This is a genomic window from [Zimmermannella] bifida NBRC 103089, assembly GCF_001570925.1.
Classification (GTDB): Bacteria; Actinomycetota; Actinomycetes; order Actinomycetales; family Microbacteriaceae; genus Gulosibacter; species Gulosibacter bifidus.
This window is the reverse complement of the sequence record NZ_BCSP01000001.1, coordinates 228825-252065: the sequence shown is the minus strand read 5'-3', so window position 1 is coordinate 252065 and position 23241 is coordinate 228825. Positions and strand designations below refer to the sequence as shown.

The 23241-nt window shown below is 60.5% G+C and carries 19 protein-coding genes; 11 read left to right on the top strand and 8 right to left on the bottom strand.

All coding sequences use genetic code 11. From position 1 onward, the window contains the following. Nucleotides 1–2 precede the first annotated feature (2 nt). The 7 genes from uvrC to secG all read left to right on the top strand — a co-directional run bounded on the left by uvrC (nt 3) and on the right by secG (nt 7411). Nucleotides 3–1856: an excinuclease ABC subunit UvrC gene (uvrC, locus tag ZBI01S_RS01130; RefSeq protein WP_066055074.1), complete on the top strand. Its 1854-nt coding sequence runs from the start codon at nt 3–5 to the stop codon at nt 1854–1856. Between the two features lie 36 nt (nt 1857–1892). Next, entirely contained in the window at nt 1893–2786 is an 894-nt protein-coding gene (rapZ, locus tag ZBI01S_RS01125; RefSeq protein WP_066055072.1) for an RNase adapter RapZ, read from the top strand. 109 nt (nt 2787–2895) lie between these two features. After that, entirely contained in the window at nt 2896–3876 is a 981-nt protein-coding gene (gene whiA, locus ZBI01S_RS01120; protein WP_066055068.1) for a DNA-binding protein WhiA, read from the top strand. 139 nt (nt 3877–4015) lie between these two features. Further along, the gene (gene gap / locus ZBI01S_RS01115) at nt 4016–5020 is read left to right on the top strand and encodes a type I glyceraldehyde-3-phosphate dehydrogenase (RefSeq protein ID WP_066055065.1); all 1005 of its coding nucleotides are present in this window, start codon (nt 4016–4018) and stop codon (nt 5018–5020) included. A 46-nt stretch (nt 5021–5066) separates the two neighbouring features. Continuing rightward, a complete protein-coding gene (locus ZBI01S_RS01110) occupies nt 5067–6278 on the top strand; it encodes a phosphoglycerate kinase (protein WP_066055062.1) in 1212 nt (403 codons plus the stop codon). Then, complete coding sequence (gene tpiA, locus ZBI01S_RS01105; RefSeq protein WP_066055059.1) at nt 6272–7063, top strand: triose-phosphate isomerase; 792 nt, start codon at nt 6272–6274, stop codon at nt 7061–7063. Before ZBI01S_RS01110 ends, tpiA begins: the two co-directional genes overlap by 7 nt. A gap of 90 nt (nt 7064–7153) precedes the next feature. Then, the gene (secG, locus tag ZBI01S_RS01100; RefSeq protein WP_066055056.1) at nt 7154–7411 is read left to right on the top strand and encodes a preprotein translocase subunit SecG; all 258 of its coding nucleotides are present in this window, start codon (nt 7154–7156) and stop codon (nt 7409–7411) included. Between the two features lie 76 nt (nt 7412–7487). Here secG and pgl read toward each other — a convergent pair whose 3' ends face one another. The 6 genes from pgl to tkt form a co-directional block, all read right to left on the bottom strand. After that, a complete protein-coding gene (gene pgl / locus ZBI01S_RS01095) occupies nt 7488–8261 on the bottom strand; it encodes a 6-phosphogluconolactonase (protein WP_066055053.1) in 774 nt (257 codons plus the stop codon). A 2-nt stretch (nt 8262–8263) separates the two neighbouring features. After that, complete coding sequence (locus tag ZBI01S_RS01090) at nt 8264–9217, bottom strand: glucose-6-phosphate dehydrogenase assembly protein OpcA (protein WP_066055050.1); 954 nt, start codon at nt 9215–9217, stop codon at nt 8264–8266. After that, complete coding sequence (gene zwf / locus ZBI01S_RS01085; RefSeq protein WP_066055048.1) at nt 9214–10755, bottom strand: glucose-6-phosphate dehydrogenase; 1542 nt, start codon at nt 10753–10755, stop codon at nt 9214–9216. Before zwf ends, ZBI01S_RS01090 begins: the two co-directional genes overlap by 4 nt. A 3-nt stretch (nt 10756–10758) precedes the next feature. Next, entirely contained in the window at nt 10759–12360 is a 1602-nt protein-coding gene (locus tag ZBI01S_RS01080; protein WP_066055631.1) for a phosphoglucose isomerase-related protein, read from the bottom strand. Between the two features lie 135 nt (nt 12361–12495). Further along, nucleotides 12496–13611 carry a transaldolase gene (tal, locus tag ZBI01S_RS01075; RefSeq protein WP_066055046.1) on the bottom strand — a complete coding sequence of 372 codons (1116 nt, stop codon included), beginning with the start codon at nt 13609–13611 and terminating at the stop codon, nt 12496–12498. Nucleotides 13612–13642: 31 nt separating this feature from the next. Beyond that, nucleotides 13643–15721 (bottom strand): transketolase, encoded by a 2079-nt coding sequence (gene tkt, locus ZBI01S_RS01070; RefSeq protein WP_066055043.1) that lies wholly within the window; start codon nt 15719–15721, stop codon nt 13643–13645. Nucleotides 15722–15992: 271 nt separating this feature from the next. Here tkt and ZBI01S_RS01065 point away from each other — a divergent pair, with 271 nt between their 5' ends. Further along, nucleotides 15993–16964, top strand: a complete 972-nt coding sequence (locus tag ZBI01S_RS01065) for a heme o synthase (protein ID WP_370664357.1) — start codon at nt 15993–15995, stop codon at nt 16962–16964. Between the two features lie 145 nt (nt 16965–17109). On the opposite strand, the gene ZBI01S_RS01060 is transcribed toward ZBI01S_RS01065, so the two are convergent. Together ZBI01S_RS01060 and ZBI01S_RS01055 are read right to left on the bottom strand one after the other, a co-directional pair. After that, nucleotides 17110–18984, bottom strand: coding sequence for a pyruvate kinase (locus ZBI01S_RS01060; protein ID WP_066055040.1), 1875 nt, complete (start codon nt 18982–18984; stop codon nt 17110–17112). Between the two features lie 83 nt (nt 18985–19067). After that, a complete protein-coding gene (locus ZBI01S_RS01055) occupies nt 19068–20009 on the bottom strand; it encodes a COX15/CtaA family protein (protein ID WP_066055038.1) in 942 nt (313 codons plus the stop codon). Nucleotides 20010–20293: 284 nt separating this feature from the next. Here ZBI01S_RS01055 and sufB point away from each other — a divergent pair, with 284 nt between their 5' ends. From sufB to ZBI01S_RS01040, 3 genes are read left to right on the top strand one after another with little or no spacing between them, the layout of a single operon-like run. Beyond that, complete coding sequence (sufB, locus tag ZBI01S_RS01050; RefSeq protein ID WP_066055035.1) at nt 20294–21715, top strand: Fe-S cluster assembly protein SufB; 1422 nt, start codon at nt 20294–20296, stop codon at nt 21713–21715. 3 nt (nt 21716–21718) lie between these two features. After that, nucleotides 21719–22912, top strand: a complete 1194-nt coding sequence (sufD, locus tag ZBI01S_RS01045) for a Fe-S cluster assembly protein SufD (protein WP_066055032.1) — start codon at nt 21719–21721, stop codon at nt 22910–22912. Beyond that, a complete protein-coding gene (locus tag ZBI01S_RS01040; RefSeq protein ID WP_066055029.1) occupies nt 22909–23241 on the top strand; it encodes a non-heme iron oxygenase ferredoxin subunit in 333 nt (110 codons plus the stop codon). Before sufD ends, ZBI01S_RS01040 begins: the two co-directional genes overlap by 4 nt.

Here is a 23241-nt window from a genome sequence, read left to right as displayed (position 1 = left end):
CCGTGGCAACCTACCTTGACTGGCGGCCCGCTTCCGGCGATATCCCCACATCACCGGGCGTGTATCGGTGGCTGGATGCGAACGGTCGCATCCTGTACGTCGGCAAAGCGAAGAATTTGCGGTCGCGACTCGCGAACTACTTTGTGGCGCTCGAAACCCTGCCCGAGCGAACCCGCCGCTTGGTGACCACGGCGCGGGATGTGCAATGGACGGTGGTGCGCAATGAGATCGAAGCGCTCCAGCTCGAATACACCTGGATTCAGGAGTATTCACCACCGTTCAATGTTCGGCTTAAAGACGACAAGTCGTATCCGTTTATGGCGGTGACACTGGCGGATGAGGCCCCTCGCGTCATGGTGACCAGGACCGCGAAGATCCGCGGCGCGCGGTACTTCGGTCCGTACCCGAAAGTGTGGGCGGTCAACGAAACGATCGACCTGATGATCAAGGTCATGCCGATTCGAACATGCAACGACTCGAACTATCGACGTGCGATGCAGAGTGGCAAGCCGTGCTTTGCCAGCCAAATCGGTAAGTGCGGCGGCCCCTGCTCACAGCAGGTGAGCATCGCGGAACATCGCGAGCGCGTCAACGAGTTCGTGCATTTCATGGAGACATACGATCGCTCGATCGTCGAGAAACTCAAACGCGACATGTTGGCCGCATCCGAAGCGCTGCAATTTGAAGAGGCAGCTCGGCTGCGTGACCGGGTGCAAGCATTCGAAGCCGTTCTCGAAAAATCGGCCGTCGTGCTTGCTGACAACGCCGATGCCGATGTCTACGGGCTCGCGCATGACGAACTTGCTGCGTCGGTGCAGCTATTTACCGTTCGTCGCGGACGCGTTCGCGGTGTGCGCGGCTGGGTGCTCGACAAAGAACTCGAAGTCGATGACGCGACGCTGATGACTCAGATTTTGCAAGACGTGTATGGCGCGCAGGCGCAGCATCCGGCTCGCGAAATTGTTGTGCCGCAGATTCCGGATGAGGTCGACGCGTTGGCATCGGTACTCACGCAGGCACGGGGCAGCAATGTGCGCGTACACACCGCCCAACGTGGGGCAAAGGCTGAGCTGCTCGCCACTGCGAATCGGAATGCGCTCGAGGCGCTCAAACAGTACAAGCTCAAGCGCACCGCCGACTATGTCGCACGAACCGAGGCCCTAAACGACCTCCGCGAGGCGCTTGAACTTGATGAGGCACCGTTGCGCATCGAGTGCTTTGACGTGTCGCACCTGCAGGGCACCGGCATCGTTGCGTCCATGGTTGTGTTCGAAGACGGGCTGCCCAAGAAGCGGGACTATCGACGTTTCAATATTTCGGAGTCAACGGATGACACCGATTCGATCTACCAAACCCTGATGCGGCGGCTCGCGTACCTGCGCGACGATGAAGAACAGTCGCGTGAACAGTCGACGAAGTTCGCGTATCGGCCACAACTGCTGCTTATTGACGGTGGTCAACCGCAGGTTGCGGCGGCACAGCGAGCACTCAACGAATCTGGCGTCGGTTCGATTGCCATCGCCGGTATCGCGAAACGACTCGAAGAACTCTGGTTGCCTGACGATGATTTTCCGGTCATCTTGCCGCGCGCATCCGAAGCCCTGTTCTTGATTCAGCGCCTGCGTGACGAAGCGCACCGATTCGCCATCACCGCACAGCGGGCATCGCGCCGACGTGACATCCGTACCCAGCTCGAGGAAGTCGCTGGCCTCGGCCCGGCCCGTATCAACGCATTGCTCAAGCATTTTGGCTCGGTAACTAAGCTACGGGCGGCAACCGCCGAGGAAATTGCCGAGGTTCCTGGTGTCGGCCCAAATATTGCGGCAAACATCGTGCACAAGCTCAGCCGGAAGTAGCTAGCCTGGTACCACGACGAACAAGGAGCGCGCCGGATGGACAATAACCACGATTCGCTATCGGATCTGCAAGAGATCACGATCGTGACCGGCATGTCGGGTGCCGGACGCTCAACCGCGATTAAAGCGTTTGAGGATCTGGGCTGGTATGTCGTCGACAACCTGCCGCCGCAGATGATTCGCCCGCTCATGGAAGTTGCCGGTCGAGCCGGTGATTCGCTCCCGAAGCTGACTGTCGCAGTTGACATTCGAGGCGGCAAACTGCTCGAGAACTTCCATGACTTCGTCATGGAGTTGCGTGAAACCCACCACATTACGGTGCTGTTCTTAGACGCGACCGAAGAAGCGATCGTGCGGCGATACGAATCTTCGCGCCGTCCGCATCCGCTGCAACAGGGCGACGGTGACACCGTGCTCGACGCAATTCGATTGGAGCGAGAACGCCTGCGCGAGGTTCGCAGCATCGCCGACGTATTGATCGACACCTCAGAACTCAATGTGCACCAGCTGGCACACCGTATCCGGGAACGCTTCGCAGACCCGGCGGAAGACAAACTGCAGCTCACGATCATGAGCTTTGGGTTTAAATACGGCAGCCCGCAGGACGCCGACATCATTCTCGACATGCGGTTCTTGCCGAACCCGTTCTGGTCGATGGAATTGCGTCCGTTCAACGGCCGAGACAAGCGTGTGAGCGACTACGTGTTGGCGCAGGACGGTGCCGAAGAATTCACCGAACACTTCGTTGGGCTGCTCGAGCCGGTAATTCGCGGCTACGAACGCGAGAATAAGCGCCACGCCGTCGTCGGCATTGGCTGCACCGGTGGCAAGCACCGTTCGGTTGCCATGAGTGAACACCTCGCAAACCAGCTTCGTGGCCGTGACGACATCACCGTGAGCGTGCGTCACCGCGACCTCGGCCGAGAGTAGCGCTCGACAGGGCGTTATACCGCGTTGTCTGCGGATACGCCAATGCGCGAAATCGCCGAACACGGCGTAACGTTGGCAGGTACGAAAAATGCTGGATGAAGGAGATTAGGTGTCACTCACTGCAAAAGTGAAGCACGAACTCACAGGAGTTAACCCGGGATCGAATCAGGCGCGAGCCGCGCAGATCTCCAGCATGCTGCGGTTTACCGGTGCTCTGCAGAAAATTGCTAATCGGTACGTGATCGAAGCCGAAGTGCAGGGGGAAATGCTCGCTGCACGTCTGGCGCACGAACTCGTAGCCATTTATGGCGTGCGTCCCAAGGTCGCTCGGGCCACCGGCTCGACGTCGGGTGAGCAGGGCAATTACCTCGTGCGCGTGCTCGAGCAGGGGGAGACCCTTGCACGCCAAACGGGCCTGATGGATGCACGCGGCCGCATCGTTCGCGGCTTGCCGAACAAGCTCACGCTCGGAACCGCCGACATTCTCTCGGCGATCTGGCGTGGCGCATTCTTGGCTGCCGGAACGCTGACGGATCCGGGCCGCTCTGCCGCACTCGATGTCGCCTGCGCCAACCGAGAGACGGCCATGGCGCTGGTAGGAGCAGCCGGTCGCCTCGGCATTTCGGTCAAGCAGCGCGAAGTTCGTGGCGTCAACCGTGTGGTGATCCGGGATGCGGATGCCATTAACCAGATGCTCGTCGCGATGGGTGCCCGCAAGGTACTCGCCGAGTGGGAAGCACTGCGCCAGCGACGCGAAACGCGCGCGACTGCGAACCGTCTCGTGAACTTCGACGACGCGAACCTGCGACGTTCCGCACAGGCTGCGGTGGCGGCTTGCGCGCGAGTCGAACGAGCGTTCGAGATTCTCGGCGACTCGGTACCCGCTCACCTTCGTGAAGCTGGCGACCTGCGCCTGCAGCACCGCGAGGCGTCCCTCGACGAACTTGGCCAGCGCGCAAACCCGCCGATGACTAAGGACGCCGTTGCCGGCCGCATCCGCCGACTGCTTGCCCTTGCCGACCGCGAAGCCCAGTCACAGGGAATTCCCGACACTGCCGCAAGCGTTCCTGAGAGTGAACTGCTCGACTAGTCGGACTTGCTGATAATGCCGATCGCTAAACGGCAATCTGAGCATTTGTGTCACTTGCAGTCGCTAGCGTGGTTCCCGGTTTGACCGCGTACCGCACACAAAACGCGAAGCACATGAGTCGCTATCTGAAGGAGCAACCATGACCAAGATCGCAATCAACGGATTTGGCCGAATCGGACGCAGCTACGCTCGCGCACTGCTCGACGGCAGCCACCCCAACCTTGAACTGGTGGCAATCAACGACCTGACCGACAACGCAACCCTGGCTCACCTGCTCAAGTACGACTCGACTTCGGGTGTGCTGCAGAACCAGGTTACGCACGACGAAACGTCGATCTCGATCGACGACCACAAGATCCACGCGCTTGCGGAAATGGACCCAGCCAAGCTGCCTTGGAAGGACCTCGGCGTCGAGCTCGTGCTTGAGTGCACGGGTAAGTTCAACGACCCGAAGAAGGCTCAGGCACACATCGAAGCTGGCGCCAAGAAGGTGCTGCTCTCGGCACCGGCAAAGGGCGAAGCACCGACCTTCGTTTGGGGCGTCAACCACACCGACTACAACCCGGAGACCGACCACGTTATCTCGAACGCTTCGTGCACCACGAACTGCCTCGCCCCGATCGTCAAGGTCTTCAACGACAACTTCGGCATCAAGTCGGGCCTGATGACCACGGTTCACGCATACACCGCTGACCAGAACCTGCAGGACTCGCCGCACCGCGACCTTCGCCGTGCTCGCGCCGCAGCGCTCAGCATCATTCCAACCTCGACCGGTGCTGCAAAGGCAATCGGCCTGGTGCTCCCAGAACTCAAGGGCAAGCTCGATGGCTTCGCACTGCGCGTTCCGGTAGAGACCGGCTCGATCACTGACCTCACCCTCGTGGCCGAAAAGGAAATCACCGTTGAGTCGGTAAATGCCGCGTTCAAGGCCGCTGCGGAAAACGAGTTCAAGGGCATCCTCAAGTACAACGAGGACCCAATTGTTTCGCGCGACATCATTGGCGAGCACCACTCGTCGATCTTTGACGCACCGCTGACCCGAGTGATTGACAACCAGGTGAAGATTTCGTCTTGGTACGACAACGAGTGGGGCTACACCGAGCGTCTCATGGACTTCTCGGCCTACATCGCGGAACGTCTCTAAACAACGATCACACGTATAACGCATACGAATAACTAAGGAGATCATCATGTCTTTGCGCACGCTCGACACGCTCGGCGACCTCGCCGGCAAGCGCGTCATCGTTCGATGCGACCTCAACGTTCCACTGAAAGATGGTCAGATTACTGATGACGGTCGCGTTCGCGCTTCGTTGCCAACGCTGCGCGCACTGATCGAACAGGGCGCAAAGGTCGTGGTGATCTCGCACCTCGGCCGTCCGAAGGGCGAACCAAACCCAGAGTTTTCGCTGGCACCTGCCGCTGCTCGCCTCGGCGAGTTGCTCGGTCAGGACGTCCTGCTGGCCGAAGACACTGTGGGTGACTCGGCAAGGGCCGCAGTCGACAGCCTCACGGACGGCCGAGTTGTCGTACTTGAAAACCTTCGCTTCAACGCCGGTGAAACCAGCAAGGACGAGGCCGAGCGCAAGGCATTCGCCGACCAGCTCGCCGCCTTCGGTGACGCTTACGTTTCGGACGGATTCGGCGTCGTTCACCGCAAGCAGGCGTCGGTATACGAGCTGGCTCAGGCACTGCCATCGGCCGCCGGTCTGCTCGTTGCGAATGAAGTCGCCAAGCTGGGCAAGGTTGTCACCGACCCAGACACACCGTTTACGGTTGTGCTTGGTGGCTCAAAGGTTTCGGACAAGCTCGGTGTTATCGAGAACCTGCTCCCACGCGTAAACCGCCTCGTCATCGGTGGCGGCATGCTCTTCACCTTCCTCGCAGCCCAGGGCCACAAGATCGGTAAGTCGCTGCTTGAAGCGGACCAGGTCGACACCGTCCGCGGCTACATCACCGAGGCCCAGGAGCGCGGCGTTGAGTTGCTCCTGCCCACCGACATCGTGGTAGCTGAAGCCTTCGCTGCCGACGCAGCACACGAGGTCGTACCGGCCACGGATATCGAGTCGTCGAGCTTCGGCGAAACCGGAATCGGCCTCGACATCGGGCCGGAATGCGCCAAGGCCTACGCCGCAGCTATCCGCAGCTCGAAGACCGTGTTCTGGAACGGTCCAATGGGTGTGTTCGAGTTTGCGAACTTTGCCAACGGAACGCAGTCGGTTGCCCAGGCCCTCACCGAAGTCGACGGCCTCTCGGTCGTCGGTGGTGGCGACTCGGCGGCAGCGGTTCGCACCCTCGGCTTCGCTGACGATGAGTTCGGTCACGTATCGACCGGTGGTGGCGCAAGCCTCGAACTCATCGAAGGCAAGAAGCTTCCGGGCCTGGAGGTGCTCGGATGGTAGCCAGCCGTACCCCGCTGATGGCGGGCAACTGGAAGATGAACATGAATCATCTCCAGGCCATCGCGTTTGTACAGAAGCTTGCGTGGACGCTCAAGGATGCGGAACACGACTACGACAAGGTCGAAGTTGCCGTGTTCCCACCGTTCACGGACATTCGCAGTGTGCAGACGCTGGTTTCGACCGACAAATTGAAGATCGGCTTCGGCGCGCAAGATTGCTCGCAGCACGATTCCGGCGCGTACACCGGTGAGACCTCGGCCGAGTTCCTAGCGGCGCTCGACACGAAGTATGTGCTGGTCGGACACTCGGAGCGCCGTACCCTGCACAACGAAACCGACGAGATCTGCCAGGCTAAGGTCACGGCGGCACTCCGTCACGGTCTGATTCCGGTGCTCTGCGTTGGTGAAACTCTCGAACAGCGCGAAGCAAGCGATGACCCCGCATCCATTGCGGTGGCGCAGTTGCGCAAGGGCCTGGAAAACCTGCCGGCAGACGCCGAGATCGTGATCGCCTACGAACCGGTCTGGGCTATCGGCACTGGCAAGGTGGCAACGGCGGCGCAGGCACAGGAGGTCTGTCACGCAATCCGCGTCGAACTCGCCACGCTGCTTGGCGACGAGCGCGCGGCTGGCATCCGCATCCTGTACGGCGGTTCGGTCAAGCCCGACAACGTCGCCTCGATCATGCGCGAGCCGGATATTGACGGCGCGCTCGTTGGCGGCGCGAGCCTCAACATCGACGATTTTTCGTCGATTGTGCGATACACCCAACATGTAGGTGTATAGCGGGTACAACTCGCCTATACTCGGACGGAGCTGGTTACGCGCTCCGTCCGAGTGCGTTTCCAAAGACATACGTTCATTCGAGAGGTTCTAGTGGCTGAGATCATCCTCACCGTCCTGCAGGTTGTGCTCGCGATCACCAGCGTGCTCCTGATTCTGTTCATCCTGCTTCACCGTGGTAAGGGCGGCGGCCTGAGCGACATGTTCGGTGGCGGAATCACCGCCGGCGCGCAATCGTCGGGCGTGGCCGAAAAGAACCTGAACCGCATTACGGTATGGATTCTCGCAATCTGGCTGATCACCGTGATCGTGCTGGGCATCATGCTCAAGTTCACGACCGTCGCTGCGTAGCGAGCGCGCACCGCCTATAGGCAACAGCGAAGGCCCCACCGAATTGGTGGGGCCTTCGCTGTTTGTAAGCTTCGCGTCAGTTCTGGATGAACTTGGTAGCGGTGCGCAGATCCTCGGGGATGGCTGCCGTGTCGGCATATAGGCGCACGCTTTGCTGGGCACGCACGCCGGTAATCGGACACGCATCGACCGACGGGTTGCTGGCAACGGTGGTAAGCGCTTCCTGCTTGCTTGAACCCGTGGCGTAGATCCAACAGTGGTCGGCTGCAGCGAGGGTGCCAAACGTCAACGTGACGCGTTCTGAGGGCGGTTTGGGAGAGTCCGTGACGGCTGCCGTGCATTCGCTCTCGGTTGGCAACATGCCGGGGAATAGCGAGGCGGTGTGTCCGTCTGGGCCCATGCCGAGCAGGATGCAGTCCAACGCGGGTGCGCCCGCATGCGTTCGTGTCACGGTAGCGTGCAGCACTTCGGCATATCGGGTCGCTGCCTCGTGGACATTGACTGCCGAGTCGGCGCTGGCGACGGCATGTAGGTGGTCGCTAACGAACCCGGGTGCTGTAGCCAACGCATCCCGAACCAAGAGCAACGAACGGTCGGGGGAGTCAGCGGCGACAAATCGCTCATCGGCGAACCATACGTGGACGCGAGCCCAGTCAATACCCGCAGCGGTCGCGACCGCCACGATCTCGGGAAGTGCGCGCTGAGCAAACGATCCGCCAGATACAGCAATGTGCACATCGCCGATGGCAGCACGGGCGACGAGCAGCTCGGCCACGTCTTCGGCCAACTTGGTGTCGAGCGCCGATACGGACTCGGCCTCGACGAGTTCGAGCGAATCAATGAACGACACGACTACTCCTCTGGAAACTTCACGGTGCCGCGGGACGCGAGCACGCGCGGAACACCGCCCTTGAGCGTTGCCGCGTAGACCGGATCAGGGGCCAATGAGCGCAGCTCTTCGTTCAGCACGTCGTAGCGATCACGCAGCACCAGCGGGATGACCTGATCGGGCTGATCTGGCTGTCGCAGGATTGCCGTGGCCTTCGACGTGCGCGAGAGCTCGATCTGTCCGTTCTCGCGGTACAAACGAACGGCGCGCAAGTTGCCTGGAACCTCGCCGTCCACCTTGTGCATCGTGACCGGCACCTGCAGGAACTCGGCCAGCCAGCCGGCCATCAACAGGGTGCTGGTCGACGGCGCGCTGTAGTCAACTTCAGCGCGCAGCACCGGCAAGTATGGCGGTTGGTCAAGCACGGCCGCGAGCTGGGCACGCCAACGGGTGATGCGAGTCCATGCGAGGTTCGTGTCACCGTCGGCGTAGCCTTCGGCAAGCTGCACCAGGGTAGCTTCGGCGTGCTCCGAAAAATGCGTATCGGTGATGCGCAGCTGCGCCATCTTGCCGAGACGCGTCTCGGACGGTTTGAGGCTCGAGTGCTCCGGCCACCACGTGACGATCGGCGCATCGGGCAGCAGCAGTGGCTGCACGAGCGCGGCCGGGTCGTGTGCAGTCGCGCCACTGGCGTGTAGCACGATGACCTCGGATGCACCGGCATCGCTGCCGACGCGAATTTCGGCGTCGAGTCGCGACTCGGGTTCTTGCAACTGGGTGTGCACCACGATGACACGCATTGGGTGCTCGCCGGATGCGTGGTTTGCAGCGTTAATCGCTTCTTCGTTCTCGTTCTGGCCAGCAACGACAACGAGCGTCAATACGCGGCCGAGCGCCACCGCACCGCCCTTTTCTCGGAGACGAACGATCTCGCGAGCGATCTCCGAAGAGTTCGTTTCAGAAAGGGAAATGATCACGGGCTTCTCCAACTGCGTCCGTCGCGGTGAATGAGGTCATCGGCCGAACTCGGCCCCCATGACCCCGGCTGATACGTCTCTGGTACGCCCTGACCGGCCCAGTACTCTTCGATCGGGTCGAGGATGCGCCACGACAGCTCGACCTCTTCGTGCCGGGGGAAGAGCGGTGGCTCGCCAAGGAGCACATCGAGAATGAGACGTTCGTACGCTTCCGGGCTCGACTCGGTGAAGGCGTGGCCGTAGCCCATGTCCATGGTCACGTCGCGAACACGCATGCCGACGCCCGGAACCTTCGAACCGAAGCGAAGCGTCACACCTTCATCTGGCTGCACGCGAATCACGAGTGCGTTCGGGCCGAGCGACACGCGCTCGGTGGGTGAGAAGAGGTATTCGGGGGCATGCTTGAACGTCACTGCAATCTCGGTGACGCGACGACCCAAGCGCTTGCCGGTACGCAGATAGAACGGCACGCCCATCCAACGTCGCGTGTTCACTTCGAGACGAACCGCTGCATACGTTTCCGTCGTCGATTCCGGACTCATGCCGTCTTCTTCACGGAAAGCGCGAACGAACTGGCCGCCCTGCCAACCGGATCCGTACTGACCGCGTGCGGTTGTCTTGGATAGGTCATCACCGAGGCTGACCGCAGCGAGTACCTTCTCCTTCTCTGCACGAAGATGGTCGGCATCGAAGCTGATTGGCTCTTCCATCGCGGTCAGCGCAAGCAGCTGCAGCAGGTGGTTCTGGATGACATCACGTGCTGCACCAACGCCGTCGTAATATCCGGCGCGTCCACCAACGCCGATGTCTTCGGCCATGGTGATCTGCACGTGGTCGACGTAGTTCGCGTTCCACAGTGGCTCGAACATCGAGTTTGCGAATCGGAGCGCGAGCAGGTTCTGCACGGTCTCCTTGCCGAGGTAGTGGTCGATTCGGAAAATCGAATCGCTTGGGAATACCGACTCAACAATGTCGTTGAGCTTGCGGGCCGACTCAAGGTCATGTCCGAATGGCTTTTCGATGATGACGCGGCGCCACGAGCCGTCCTGGCACTCAGCCAGACCTGAGGAACGTAGCTGGTCGGTTACTTCGGCAAATGAACGCGGTGGAATCGAGAGGTAGTACGCGTAGTTGCCGCGGGTGCCGCGTTCAAGGTCGAGGCGCGTCAGTGTTTCGCGGAGGCGAACGAACGCATCCGGGTCGTTGAATTCACCCGAGATGAAGCGGATGCCGGTGACGAGCTGATCCCAAACTTCTTGGTTCCATTCGGTTCGGGCGTGCTTGCGTACAGACTCGAGGATGAATTCGGCAAATGCAGCGTCGTCCCAATCGCGTCGTCCGAAACCGACCAACCCAAACGAGGGCGAGAGCAAACCGCGGTTCGCGAGGTCATAAATCGCCGGCAGGAGCTTCTTGCGGCTGAGGTCGCCAGTAACCCCGAAAAAGACGAGGTTGGAGGGGCCGGAAATCCGCTCCAGCCGGCGTTCACCGGTTGGCCGGAGCGGATTCGTGGTGGCCGAAATTTCAACGGGCGCCACGTGCTAGATCTCCTGCAGGATGCGGAGGAACGCTTCGGTTCCTGCCACCGGGTCAGTGAAGTTCAGGCGAAGCACGGGCATGTTGTGCTGCTCAAGCACGGCAGCGTCACCGGCTGCCTGTGCACGGATGAGCTCGCCAAAGGTGAACGGACGGTCGGCAATCGTGACATCGGTCGGCTCGCTGGTAGTGATCTGCAAGAAAACACCCACCTTTGGGCCACCCTTGTGGAACTGTCCGGTCGAGTGGAGGAAGCGGGGGCCCCAGCCGAACGTCACCGGGCGGCGTGCGCGGTGCGCGATGATGTCACGCGACTGGGTCAATGCGTTGAGGTCGTTGCGGTTCGCGTACGCTTGGATCGCAACGTAACCGTTCTCGGGCATGGCGGCGAGCAGGGCATCGATCACTGCTGCTACGGATGCGTGGCCGGCGAGCAACGATTCGCTTCCGCGAACCTCAATGTGGCCTTCGACAAACGCAGGAGCTTCTGGCGCTGGGGTGGCGTCGAGCAGCTCGCGGGCGGCTGCCTTTGCCGATTCAACGTCAGGCTGGTCGTAGGGGTTGATGCCGATGATTTCACCGGCAACCGCTACCGCAACTTCCCAGAGCAGGAGCTGTTCGCCAAGAGTTCCCGAAACGTTGATCTCATCGCCAAGTGCCGGCGTTTCGGCAGCGTCGGCAACGAGGCGAACGATGGTGAGGTCTGGGATCGGCAGACCGATCTCGGGTGCGTCTTCGCTGAGCACAACTGGGAGCAGGCCTTTGTCGTGCTTACCGGTGGACTCGGCAATGAGCTGCTCGGCCCAGTCACCGAAGCCAACGATGCCCGAGCCCGATTCGACGATGCCTAGATAGGTCTTGATTGGCTCGGCACCGGCCATCGCGGCGCCGAGTACCAGACCCGGGTTCTGCGGTGAATCAGCAGCGAGTTCGTCAGCGACGTTAGCGGCAGCGTTCAGCAGCGACTGAATGTCGAGCCCGGCGAGACCAGCGGGAACGAGACCAAACGCCGTGAGGGCCGAGAAGCGGCCACCGACCGATGGGTCGGCAAGAAAAACACGGAAGCCGTCGGCACGTGACTGCTGCTCGAGTGGTGAACCCGGGTCAGTAACGATGAACAGTCGCTCAGTTGGATCGATACCGGCCTCGGCAAATGCGGCGAGGAATGCACGGCGCTGCGAGTCAGTCTCAACCGTCGATCCCGACTTCGACGAAACGACCACAGCGGTGCGCTCGATCTGGTCATTCACGATCTGGGCGACCTGGCTGGGGTTTGTGGAGTCGAGCACAACGAGCTCCACACCACCGGTGCGGGTCATCACCTCTGGCGCGAGCGAAGAACCGCCCATGCCGCACAGGACGATCCGGTCAATGCCGGCGGCCTGAAGCTCGTCACGGAGCGTCATGATGTCGGCCACCAGCGGCTGCGAAACTTCGGCAGCATTGGTCCAGCCGAGTCGCTTCGACGACTCATCTTCTGCTTCAGGACCCCACAGCGTCGCATCCTGGGCGAACAAACGGCTGGCGAACTTCGAATCGATCAGACGGTCGAGGTGCGACTGCACCGCAGCAGTTGCGGCACCTGACGTAGCTACTTTGAGAGACATCTCGTGGTCCTTTGTGGGTGGTGGATTGTGTACCGTTTGGCGGCGGAGCGGGCTTAGTACAGCACGGTCCATATTGCCCTGTCGGCCGGTCAATTGGGGACCGGCCGACGAAAAATCGAGTGAATGGATTGGAGACTACGCCTGCGAAGCGAGCTGTTCGGCGACGGCGCCCTGCAGCTCCTGCCACGATACGACGAACTTCTCGACCGCCTCGTCTTCGAGCTGCTGGGTGACCTGGGTGTAGTCAATGCCGAGTTCGGCGATGGCGTCGAGCTGACGGTTAGCGTCGTGGTACTCACCGGTGACGCGGTCGCCAGTAACCTCGCCGTGGTCGGCGACGGCGTTCAGCGTGGCCTCGGGCATGGTGTTCACCGTCTTGCCGACAACCAGTTCAGTTACATACAGCGTGTCGGGGAGAGCAGGGTCCTTGACGCCGGTCGATGCCCAGAGCGGACGCTGAACGTTAGCCCCGTTGGCAAGCAGCGTAGCGGCGCGCTCCGAGGCAAACGACTCTTCAAAGACCTGGTACGCGAGGCGGGCATTTGCGAGCGCTGACTTGCCCTTGAGCGCGAGGGCGGCATCCGAACCGATTGCCGTCAGTCGCTTGTCGACCTCGACATCGACGCGCGACACGAAGAACGAAGCAACCGAGTGGATTTTCGAGATGTCGTGTCCGCGCTGTGCTGCCTGTTCGAGACCGCTCAGGTACGCATTGATGACTTCGCGGTAACGGGGGAGCGAGAAGATCAAGGTGACGTTCACCGAGATTCCGGATGCGATCGCTTCGGTGATTGCCGGCAAACCAGCCTCGGTTGCTGGGATCTTGATCATGACGTTTTCGCGGTCGACCAGGTCGAACAGCTGCTTCGCCTCGGCAATGGTGTTTGCCGTGTCGTGCGCGAGCAGCGGTGATACCTCGATCGACACGCGTCCATCGAAACCGTTCGAGGTTGCGTAGATCTCGCGGAAAACGTCGCATGCACGGCGAACGTCTTCGGTTGTGATGGCAACAATCGCGGCGTCGGTGTCGGTGTCGGTGCCGGCTGCGGCCAGCTCCTGCACCTGCGGTGCATAGGCCTCACCGTTTGCGAGCGCAGCCGCGAAGATCGATGGGTTCGTCGTCACACCAACAACGTTGCGGTCAGCGATCAGTGCCTCGAGCGATCCGGAATCAAGGCGTTCGCGCGACAGGTCGTCCAGCCAAATGCTGACACCCGCATCAGCCACGGCCTGGGTACGTGCGTTAGTCATGTGGTCTCCTCAGAAGTGGATTCGTGCGGGATTAGTTTGCTGCGAGGGATTCGCGTGCGGCGTTGATGACGGCTTCGGTAGTGATGCCGTAACGCTGCAGCATTTCGTTACCGTCGGCTGATGCACCGAACATCTCGACCGAAACCGAGCGACCGTGCTGACCGAGGTATGGCGCCCAGGTAATCGCGAGGCCGGCCTCGACGCTGACGCGGGCGGTGACGGCAGCAGGCAACACTTGCTCGCGGTATTCGTCCGACTGCTCGGCGAACCATTCCTGGCTCGGCATCGAAACGACGCGAGTTGGCACGCCTTCGGCCTGCAAGTGGGTGCGGGCTTCGAGTGCCAGCGCGACTTCAGAACCGGTAGCAATCAGGATGCACTCGGGCGCGCCACCTTCGGCTTCCGCCAGGACGTATCCGCCGAAACGGGTCTTGGAAGCGCAAGCCAGTTCGCCTTCGCCGCGGGCAAGGACTGGCAAGTCTTGGCGCGAGAACACCAGGCCGGTTGGGCCATCCTTTCGGCGCAGCGTTTCGAGCCAGGCGTAGCTGGTTTCGGCGGCATCGGCGGGACGTACGACCGTAAAGTTCGGAATCGCGCGGAGCGTGGTGAGGGTTTCAACCGGCTGGTGCGTTGGACCGTCGCCACCGAGTGCGATCGAGTCGTGCGTCCACACAAAGATCGATGGAATGTCCATCAACGCGGCCAAGCGAACCGACGGGCGCATGTAGTCGCTAAAGATTAGGAACGTGGCGCCAAATGCGCGTGTCGGGCCGTGCAATACGATGCCGTTAACAATCGCCGCCATGGCGTGCTCACGGATTCCAAAGTGCAAAACTCGGCCGTAGGGGCTGCACGACCATTCGTCGGTGCTGCGCTCAGCCGGTCCAAACGATTTCGCATCCTTGATTACCGTGTTGTTCGAACCGGCGAGGTCGGCCGAGCCACCCCACAGTTCTGGAAGCTGTGCCGCCAGCGCGTTGATGACCGCACCCGATGCCTTGCGGGTTGAGAGCTTGGCTTTATCAGAGAAATCGGGGAGTGCGGCTTCAATGTCTGCTGGCAGTTCGCCGGCGAGCAGGCGTTCTAGTAGCGCCTTGCGCTCTGGGTTAGCCGCGGCCCAAGCATCGAACCGCTCTTGCCAAGCCGCACGCTTAACAGCGGCGCGGTCAGCGAGCTTGCGAGTGTGCGCCAGGACGTGGTCCTCAACCTGGAAAGCGACATCGGGGTCAAAGCCGAGCAGCTTTTTGGTTGCGCTGATCTCTTCGGCGCCGAGGGCAGCACCGTGCGATGCGCCGGTGTTCTGCATGGTGGGTGCCGGGTACGCAATGATGTTCTTCAACACGATGAGCGACGGGCGCTTGGTGTCAGCCTTGGCTTCGGCAATGGCGGACGCGAGTGCCGGTACGTCTTCGCGAACGGTTCCGTCGGCAACCCATTCGACCGTCTGCACCTGCCAGCCGTAGGACTCGTAACGGGCGGCTACGTCTTCAGTGAAGGCGATGTCGGTGTCGCCCTCGATCGAGATCTGGTTGGAGTCAAAAATGACAATCAGGCGGCCGAGTTCCTGGTGGCCAGCGAGTGAGGCAGCCTCAGACGAGATGCCTTCCTGCAGGCAGCCATCACCGGCAATGACGTAGGTGTAGTGGTCGAATGGACTCTCGCCTTCGGGGGTCTCAGGGTCAAACAGACCGCGCTCAAATCGTTGTGCGTAAGCGAATCCGGTTGCTGTGGCAATGCCCTGGCCGAGCGGGCCGGTGGTCATCTCGACGTGTGGGGTGTGCCCGTATTCCGGGTGGCCGGCAAGGCGGGAGCCCCACTGACGGATCGACTTGAACTCTTCGAGCTCAATGCCGAATCCACCCAGGAACAACTGCGAGTACTGGAGCAGGCCTGCATGTCCGTTCGAGAGAATGAATCGGTCACGACCGAGCCAGTCGGCGTCGTTTGGGTCAAGGTTCATCAGGTGCTGGAAGAGCAAGGTTGCCACTGGAGCGAGACTCATCGCAGTTCCAGGGTGGCCTCCGCCAGCATGCTCGACGGCATCAGCGGCCAACAGTCGAGCGGTGTCTACCGCTCGCTCGTCGAGTTCAGTCCATTCAAAATCGTTCACTGCGGCCTCCTTGATGCGTGCTTGACGGTGCCGATGGCACAAGTTCAAGCTTAACCGCGCAAGTGAATGGAACCTGCAACCGACGCCCGCTTTTTTGCTGCAATTTGTCCAGTAAAAAAACGAATTTCCGACATTTTGTCGCCCTCGTTCACAGTGGGTGAATGGAGACGGGCACGTTCACAGGGCCAGGCGCGCATAAGCACTCCCTACCTTAAATTTCCGTAAAAACCGGGTAAGATTGTCGACATTGACTTGATGAGGATTGGTGTTTGTGGCGACCGAGCAACTGACTGAACCCGCACCCTCGCACGACGCGGTTACAGCATCCAACCAACCAGCCGGCTCGAAGATCGGCTGGAAACGAAAGCTCGCGGCATATGTCGCTCTGACAAAGCCGCGCATTATCGAGCTGCTGCTGATTACTACGCTGCCGACCATGTTCTTGGCGCAGCGCGGACTGCCATCGGTGTGGCTAATGCTTGGTGTGCTGATTGGTGGCGCACTTTCGGCAGGCAGTGCCAACGCCTTTAATTGCTATTTCGATCGCGATATCGATCGCCTGATGAAGCGCACGCAAAGGCGACCGCTGGTAACGGGCGAAATTAGCGAGCGTGAAGCGCTCGTGTTTGCCTGGGCGTTGGCAATCATCAGCACGGTGGTGCTGTGGCTCGTTGCGAACATCTTGACCGCCGCGCTGTCCGTCGGCGCGATTCTGCTCTACGTCGTTCTCTACACGCTTATTCTTAAGCGCCGCACCGACCAGAACATTGTATGGGGTGGCGTTGCCGGATGCATGCCGGTACTGATCGGCTGGGCAGCTGTCACGAACGACCTCTCGTGGGAACCGTTGATCCTCTTCCTGGTGATCTTCCTGTGGACCCCGGCTCACTATTGGCCACTCTCGGTGAAGTACATGGCCGACTATGACCGTGCGGATGTACCCATGCTCTCGGTCACCAACGGTGAAGGTTCGGTTGCGCTGCAATCGGTCATTTACGCATGGGCGACGGTTGTCGGCAGCTTGCTGCTCGTACCCGTGGCACCGATGGGTTGGATTTACACCGGCGCTGCCATCGCATCAGGCGCTTGGTTCATTTACGAAGCGCACCGCCTGTATGCGGGAGTGGTTCGACGCAACGACAAGTCCAATCCGATGCGGGTATTCCACCTGTCGATTCTCTACCTCACCATCCTCTTTATTGCGGTGGGTGTGGATGCGGTTGCGTACCTTCCGCTTGGCTGACGCTAGATTCGACCGGATGCGCGGATCAGTCGATCTCGCATCGCGCGGCCTGCAGTCCTAACGACGAAACAACGGGCAACTCCTGGTGGGTTGCCCGTTGTTTCGTTAGCGCCGCTGTTGCGGAACTGGCCAGCTTTGCGGCGCGCTAATCGTGATCGACGATGCTTGGCTGCGGTCGCGCGGCATCTTCATCAATGTGTGTGAGTGAAAACGACGCAAGTGGACGCAACAGCGAGCGCTTTTTGGCAACGTGGCCGCCCATGCGGTCGAGGATCGAACTCAACGTGTCGATGGCATCCACGATGAACGGACCTTTATTGAGCATCACTGCTTCGGCTCGGCGACTCATTGCGGCATCGGTTACCTCAGCGCGCGACGGCAATCCAGTGCGCGCCAACGAGTCGAGTACCTGCGTCGCCCAAATTACCGGTACGTGCGCCGCTTCACAGATCCAGAGAATCTCTTCCTGCACCTCGGCCATGCGCTCGAATCCGAGCTCCACCGCGAGATCGCCGCGGGCAATCATCACACCGACATTGCTCCAACGCATCGCCTCGAGCAACATCCGCGGTAGATCGCGGAACCCGGACTCGGTTTCGATCTTCAAGGTGATGCCGAGGCGGCGGGCCCTGAGCTGTTCTAGTTCGGTGATCAAATCGGCAACGTCTGCTGCTGAACGCACGAACGAGAGATTCACCGCATCCGCATTCGCCGCCACGAACGGCAGGTGACTGCGATCGGCCTCGGTGAGTGCTGGAATGTTCAGGACAGTGTCGGGCAGGTTGATGCCCTTCTCTGCACGCAGCTTGACACCATCAACTCCAGCACGCGTGACATCCACCGTGATGGTTTCTGCGTCGACAGCGCGAATCGTGCCTTCGATCTTGCCGTCGTCAAACAGGATGCGTTCGCCGGGCTGGGCGTCGCGGAACGCCGCTTCGAGCGAGCAGCCGATTCGGTGTGGGCCAGCTTCCGTGGCGGGCTGCGGTGCCATGTCGTTGCAAAGCGTGATGACGTCGCCGGCGCGAACGAAGAGGTGCTGACGAACTGGCTCAAGGTCAGCCACCGTCAGGATCGGGTGCGCGTTATGGGTGATCTCGAGCCCGGTTTCGAAATAGACGGTGCGATCGCATCGAACGAGCACACCCGCATCCGAAACGGATGCAACCACTAGCTTGCGTTTGCGCCCGCGGGCGTCCCGGAATTTGAGCTCGGCCTTTTCCGAAAATTGGGATGTTTCGAGACCGGTCACCGGAATGATTTGAATATCGTCGTCGACGTAGTCGACGGTTTCGTTCGCCGCGTCAACAAGCAGAATGGACGACGGGGAGATGGTCTCGCCTCGTTGATTACGCACCGGTTTAACGCGCGTGACCTTGGGGCCGGCAACGAGCGGGCCGGTGCGCAACTTGGGGCCACCCAGATCCATGGCAACGCGAACCTCACCGGGAAGGGAACGAACGGACGCAACCATGCTCGCCCAAGCGGTCTCATCGTCGTGAGCACAGTTGATGCGCGCGATGTCCATGCCGACACGGCCCATCTGTGACACGAGTTCTGGTTGTTCGGCTGCTTCCGAAGGCAGCGTCACCATGATGCGAGTTTGGCGGAATGTGCCGTGCGGGCGCCCGAGCAGATCCTGCGAGTTGCGGTCCAGTACCTCTTGGCCGTCATCAAGCGGCCCCCAGATTTCGCGGCGGTGTCGCCCCTCGACCATGGCACGTACCGTCTCGGTGACGGTCAGCAGCCACGATCGAACAATCGCCTCCATCCGCCCAAGGCTGGAAAGTCCGTAATCAGCGAGCGACTCTTGCAGTGGACGCAGGTCGTGCTGTCGTACGGCGACGTAGTGGATGAGGTTCCGCGCGGATTCTCGGTGCTCGGGCAGTACTCGGGCAAGGACGTGAGCGGCATCTTGCTCTGCGCGTTCGACATCGGCGAGCAAGACCTCGAGCTCGGTAAGAATTTCGGGGAGTGAGAACGTACGGTAGTCGGAATCGACCGGGGCAGAGTTCGTCATGCCATCGAGGATCGCAGGGCGTCATGAACGCACCCTGTCCTTTGTCGCAGAGCACCGCGCCCAGGCCGCCGAGGTTCGCGCAATTACTCCGCGGTAACAGCCGCCGGCGCTGCTTCAGACACTGCCGTGGTGGCTTGGCGGGTGCGTTTCGCGTCGATAACCAGCATCGTCAATACCGCAATCACGACGACTGCGATAACCATGTGCAGCGCCACGGCCCAGACTGGCAGACCGGTTCGTGCCTGGAAGACGCCGAGCGCAACCTGGCCGGCCACCAAACCGGTGAGCAAATATGCCTGGGGGAGCAGCTTCGTGTACTCGCCGTTGTTCAAGACGAACAACAGATACATGAGTGCCGCAACGAGGGCATAGCCCGGCCAAGAGTGGATGTGGTGCATGAGTTCGGTGTCGAGACCGTTGCGAGCGGCAATGACGTCACCAGCGTGTGGGCCAGCACCGGTGGTTAGGACACCAACGATTTCGGTAATCCACGTGATGGCGGCGGTAATGCACATGGCAATCCACATATGACGTGGTGGCGTATTGGCGGTAACCGGCACACCGCGCCGCATCCGCTGCACCAATGTTGCCGCTACCGCGACAATGCCCGCCGAAATGAAGAAGTGGATACCCACGATACGAGGGTCAAGGTGCATCAGGACGGTTACGCCACCGACGATCGCCTGCACGATGATGAGGACACCGACGAGGAACGCCGGGCGAGCTAGACGGAGGCTAGGCGCCGTGCGCATGACGGCGAGGAAAGCGAGTAGCGAGACGACAACCAACACACCGGTCAGGGTGCGGTTTCCGAACTCAATGAACCCGTGGATGCCCATTTCTGGGGTGGGCACGAGCGACGACTCGTTGCAAAGGGGCCAAGTCGGGCAGCCCAGACCCGAGCCGGTCAACCGCACGAGACCGCCGGTACCGACGATCATGATGTTGACGATGAGGTTCGCCCACACAATCCAGCGCGTCCAATTGGTGATTTCGGTGGGGACAAGCACTCGAAGCCGATGCACGTGACACCTCTCAACTCATGAAACCGATCTCAGCCACGCCCGACGCGCTTTGCGCATCCTCGTGTCAACACAGCCGAGACGATGCGCCTTGACACGGGGTTCTGGCACTTGCCGGAGAAACATCGCCGCCAACGTGACCTAGACTCGGGTTGCTGTGTGTTCCGCTCGGGATCGGATTCCGCTACAGATGAACGGGAAGGTTTTCCCGCTCGCACGCGTTCTATCCTACGCGTAGGCCGACCAATCCCACGGATCATCGACGTGACGAAGAGAAAGAGGTAGCGATGTCAGATTTGCTCATCGACCGCCCCGAACTGAATGAACTCGGTCAGCAGTACGAGTTCGGTTGGGCTGACTCAGATACCGCCGGTGCATCCGCACGGCGTGGTCTGAGCGAAGATGTTGTTCGCGACATCTCGAAGGTAAAGAACGAGCCGGAGTGGATGCTTGAGCGTCGACTCAAGGGCCTGCAGATGTTTGATCGCAAGCCGATGCCCACCTGGGGCGCGGACTTGTCCGAGATCGACTTTGACAACATCAAGTACTTCGTCCGTGCGTCCGAGAAGCAGGCTCAGACCTGGGAAGACCTGCCCGAAGAAATCCGCAACACGTACGAACGTCTCGGTATTCCAGAAGCCGAGCGCCAGCGCCTGGTTGCCGGTGTGGCCGCGCAGTACGAATCGGAAGTGGTCTACCACCAGATCAACGAAGAGCTTGAGCGCCAGGGCGTCATCTTCATGGACACCGACACGGCCCTGCGCGAGCACCCGGAATTCTTCGAAGAATACTTCGGCACGGTGATTCCTGCCGGTGACAACAAGTTCGCAGCGCTGAACACGGCCGTTTGGTCGGGTGGTTCGTTTGTGTACGTGCCAAAGGGTGTCAAGGTTGAGATCCCGCTGCAGGCATACTTCCGCATCAACACTGAAAACATGGGCCAGTTCGAGCGCACGCTGATCATTGCCGATGAGGGCAGCTACGTGCACTACATCGAAGGTTGCACCGCGCCGATCTACAAGACCGACTCGCTGCACTCGGCGGTCGTTGAGATCATCGCGAAGAAGAATGCTCGTGTTCGCTATACGACCATTCAGAATTGGTCGAACAACGTCTACAACCTCGTCACCAAGCGTGCGATTGCAGAAGAAGGCGCCACCATGGAATGGGTCGATGGCAACATCGGCTCGAAGGTGACGATGAAGTACCCATCGATCTACCTGACCGGAGCCCACGCCAAGGGCGAGACGCTATCGGTGGCTTTTGCCGGTCCTGGTCAGCACCAGGACGCAGGCGCGAAGATGATTCACATGGCGCCGTACACGCAGTCGTCGATCGTCTCGAAGTCGATCGCACGTGGTGGCGGCCGTACCGGTTACCGCGGGGAAGTTCGTATCGCCGAAGAAGCCCACAACTCGGCGAACTCGGTTGTGTGTGACGCGCTGCTCGTCGATAACCACTCGCGTTCCGACACGTACCCGGCAATTGACATTCGTGTAGACGACGTCGAGCTCGGCCACGAAGCCACGGTGACCAAGGTCTCAGAAGACCAGCTGTTCTATCTCATGAGCCGCGGTCTTGAAGAAACCGAAGCCATGGCAATGATCGTCCGTGGCTTTATCGAGCCAATCGCTCGTGAACTGCCGATGGAATACGCACTTGAGCTCAACAAACTCATCGAAATGAACATGGAAGGATCGGTCGGCTAGCAAATGACTGTCACTGAAACCCCACGTTTGCCAGAGAACGCTGGCAAATTCGTACCGGTTCAGACCCGATCGGAACGTCCCAAGTCATTTACGCCAGAAGACTTCGCCGCGCCTAAGGGACGTGAAGTTGACTGGAAGTACTCGCCAGTAGCCAAGTTCGCCGAGCTGTTCGTTAACGAGCCGGGTGCAGGCAAGCTGAAGATTGATGTTTCGGCGCCAGAGTCGGTTTCACTCGGAACGCTTGCTGAGGGTGCAGCTCCGCGCGGTACGGGACTCGTGCCCGAAGACCTGCCGTCGGCAATCGCATCCCGTCAGACGGCGGAGGCTGCCTATATCGCGGTACCGGCAGACACCGAGCTCGATGCACCGATCACCATTACGGTTTCGGGTGAGGATGCAGCCGCTCGCGAGTTTGCCCACATCGTGCTGCACGCACAGGCGAATGCCAAGGCCACGATCGTGCTCGACCACACCGGTTCGGTGCTGCTGAGCGAGAACGTGGAAATCGTTGTTGACGAAGGTGCGTCGCTTGACGTCATCGTGATCCACGACTGGAATGACGACGCGGTGCACACCGGTTCTCACCAGGCTGTTCTGGCCAAGGATGCGTACCTCAAGCACACGATCGTCACCTTCGGTGGCGAAGTAGTTCGTGTCAACCCGAGCCTTCACCTGAACGGCACCGGCAGCGAGGGAATTGCCAAGGGGCTGTACTTCTCGGACGCTGGCCAGCACTTTGAGCACCAGGTGTACATCGATCACGTGGGCGAGCGCACCGTTAGCGATGTCAACTACAAGGGTGCCCTGCAGGGTGCTGGCGCACGCAGCGTATGGATCGGTGACGTTTTGATTCGTCAGAGCGCCGTCGGTACCGAAAGCTACGAGCAGAACCGCAACCTGGTGCTCTCGAACGGCGCTCGCGCCGATTCGGTCCCCAACCTCGAGATCGAAACAGGCGACATTGCTGGCGCGGGTCACGCATCCGCGACCGGCCGTTTCGAAGAAGACCAGCTCTTCTACCTGATGGCGCGCGGTATCGACGAACCAACTGCTCGTCGACTTGTGGTTCACGGCTTCCTCAACGAGATCGTGCAGTCGATCAGCGTGCCGGAGCTGCAAGAGCGCATGCGTGAATCGCTCGAGCGTGAGCTCGAGAACAGCATTGAAGCGCTTATGGCACAGGGAGCCGTCCGATGACCTTTGTTCGCGCTTGCGCGCTTGACGAAGTGCAGGTTGACTCGCCATTCCGTGTGGAGATCGAAGGCCAGGCGATCGCTGTCGTGCGCGACTCGGCCGGTCAGGTATTCGCCATTGGTGACCGCTGCACGCACGGTGACATTTCGCTCTCCGAAGGCTTCGTTGAAGAAGGCACTCTCGAGTGCTGGGCTCACGGCTCGAAGTTCTCGCTGTGCACTGGCTGGCCAGAAAACCTCCCGGCATTTGAGCCGGTCCCCGTATTCGACGTCAAGGTCGAAGACGACGCAATCTTTATTGATCCGACTCCGATCTACAAGGAGAACAAGTAG

What these genes read in the sequence shown, in the direction of transcription:
- rapZ (WP_066055072.1), top strand. Translation starts at nt 1,893, where the DNA reads ATGGACAATAACCACGATTCGCTATCGGATCTGCAAGAGATCACGATC.
- gap (WP_066055065.1), top strand. Translation starts at nt 4,016, where the DNA reads ATGACCAAGATCGCAATCAACGGATTTGGCCGAATCGGACGCAGCTAC.
- ZBI01S_RS01110 (WP_066055062.1), top strand. Translation starts at nt 5,067, where the DNA reads ATGTCTTTGCGCACGCTCGACACGCTCGGCGACCTCGCCGGCAAGCGC.
- tpiA (WP_066055059.1), top strand. Translation starts at nt 6,272, where the DNA reads ATGGTAGCCAGCCGTACCCCGCTGATGGCGGGCAACTGGAAGATGAAC.
- ZBI01S_RS01080 (WP_066055631.1), bottom strand. Translation starts at nt 12,360, where the DNA reads ATGTCTCTCAAAGTAGCTACGTCAGGTGCCGCAACTGCTGCGGTGCAG.
- tal (WP_066055046.1), bottom strand. Translation starts at nt 13,611, where the DNA reads ATGACTAACGCACGTACCCAGGCCGTGGCTGATGCGGGTGTCAGCATT.
- ZBI01S_RS01060 (WP_066055040.1), bottom strand. Translation starts at nt 18,984, where the DNA reads ATGACGAACTCTGCCCCGGTCGATTCCGACTACCGTACGTTCTCACTC.
- sufB (WP_066055035.1), top strand. Translation starts at nt 20,294, where the DNA reads ATGTCAGATTTGCTCATCGACCGCCCCGAACTGAATGAACTCGGTCAG.
- sufD (WP_066055032.1), top strand. Translation starts at nt 21,719, where the DNA reads ATGACTGTCACTGAAACCCCACGTTTGCCAGAGAACGCTGGCAAATTC.
- ZBI01S_RS01040 (WP_066055029.1), top strand. Translation starts at nt 22,909, where the DNA reads ATGACCTTTGTTCGCGCTTGCGCGCTTGACGAAGTGCAGGTTGACTCG.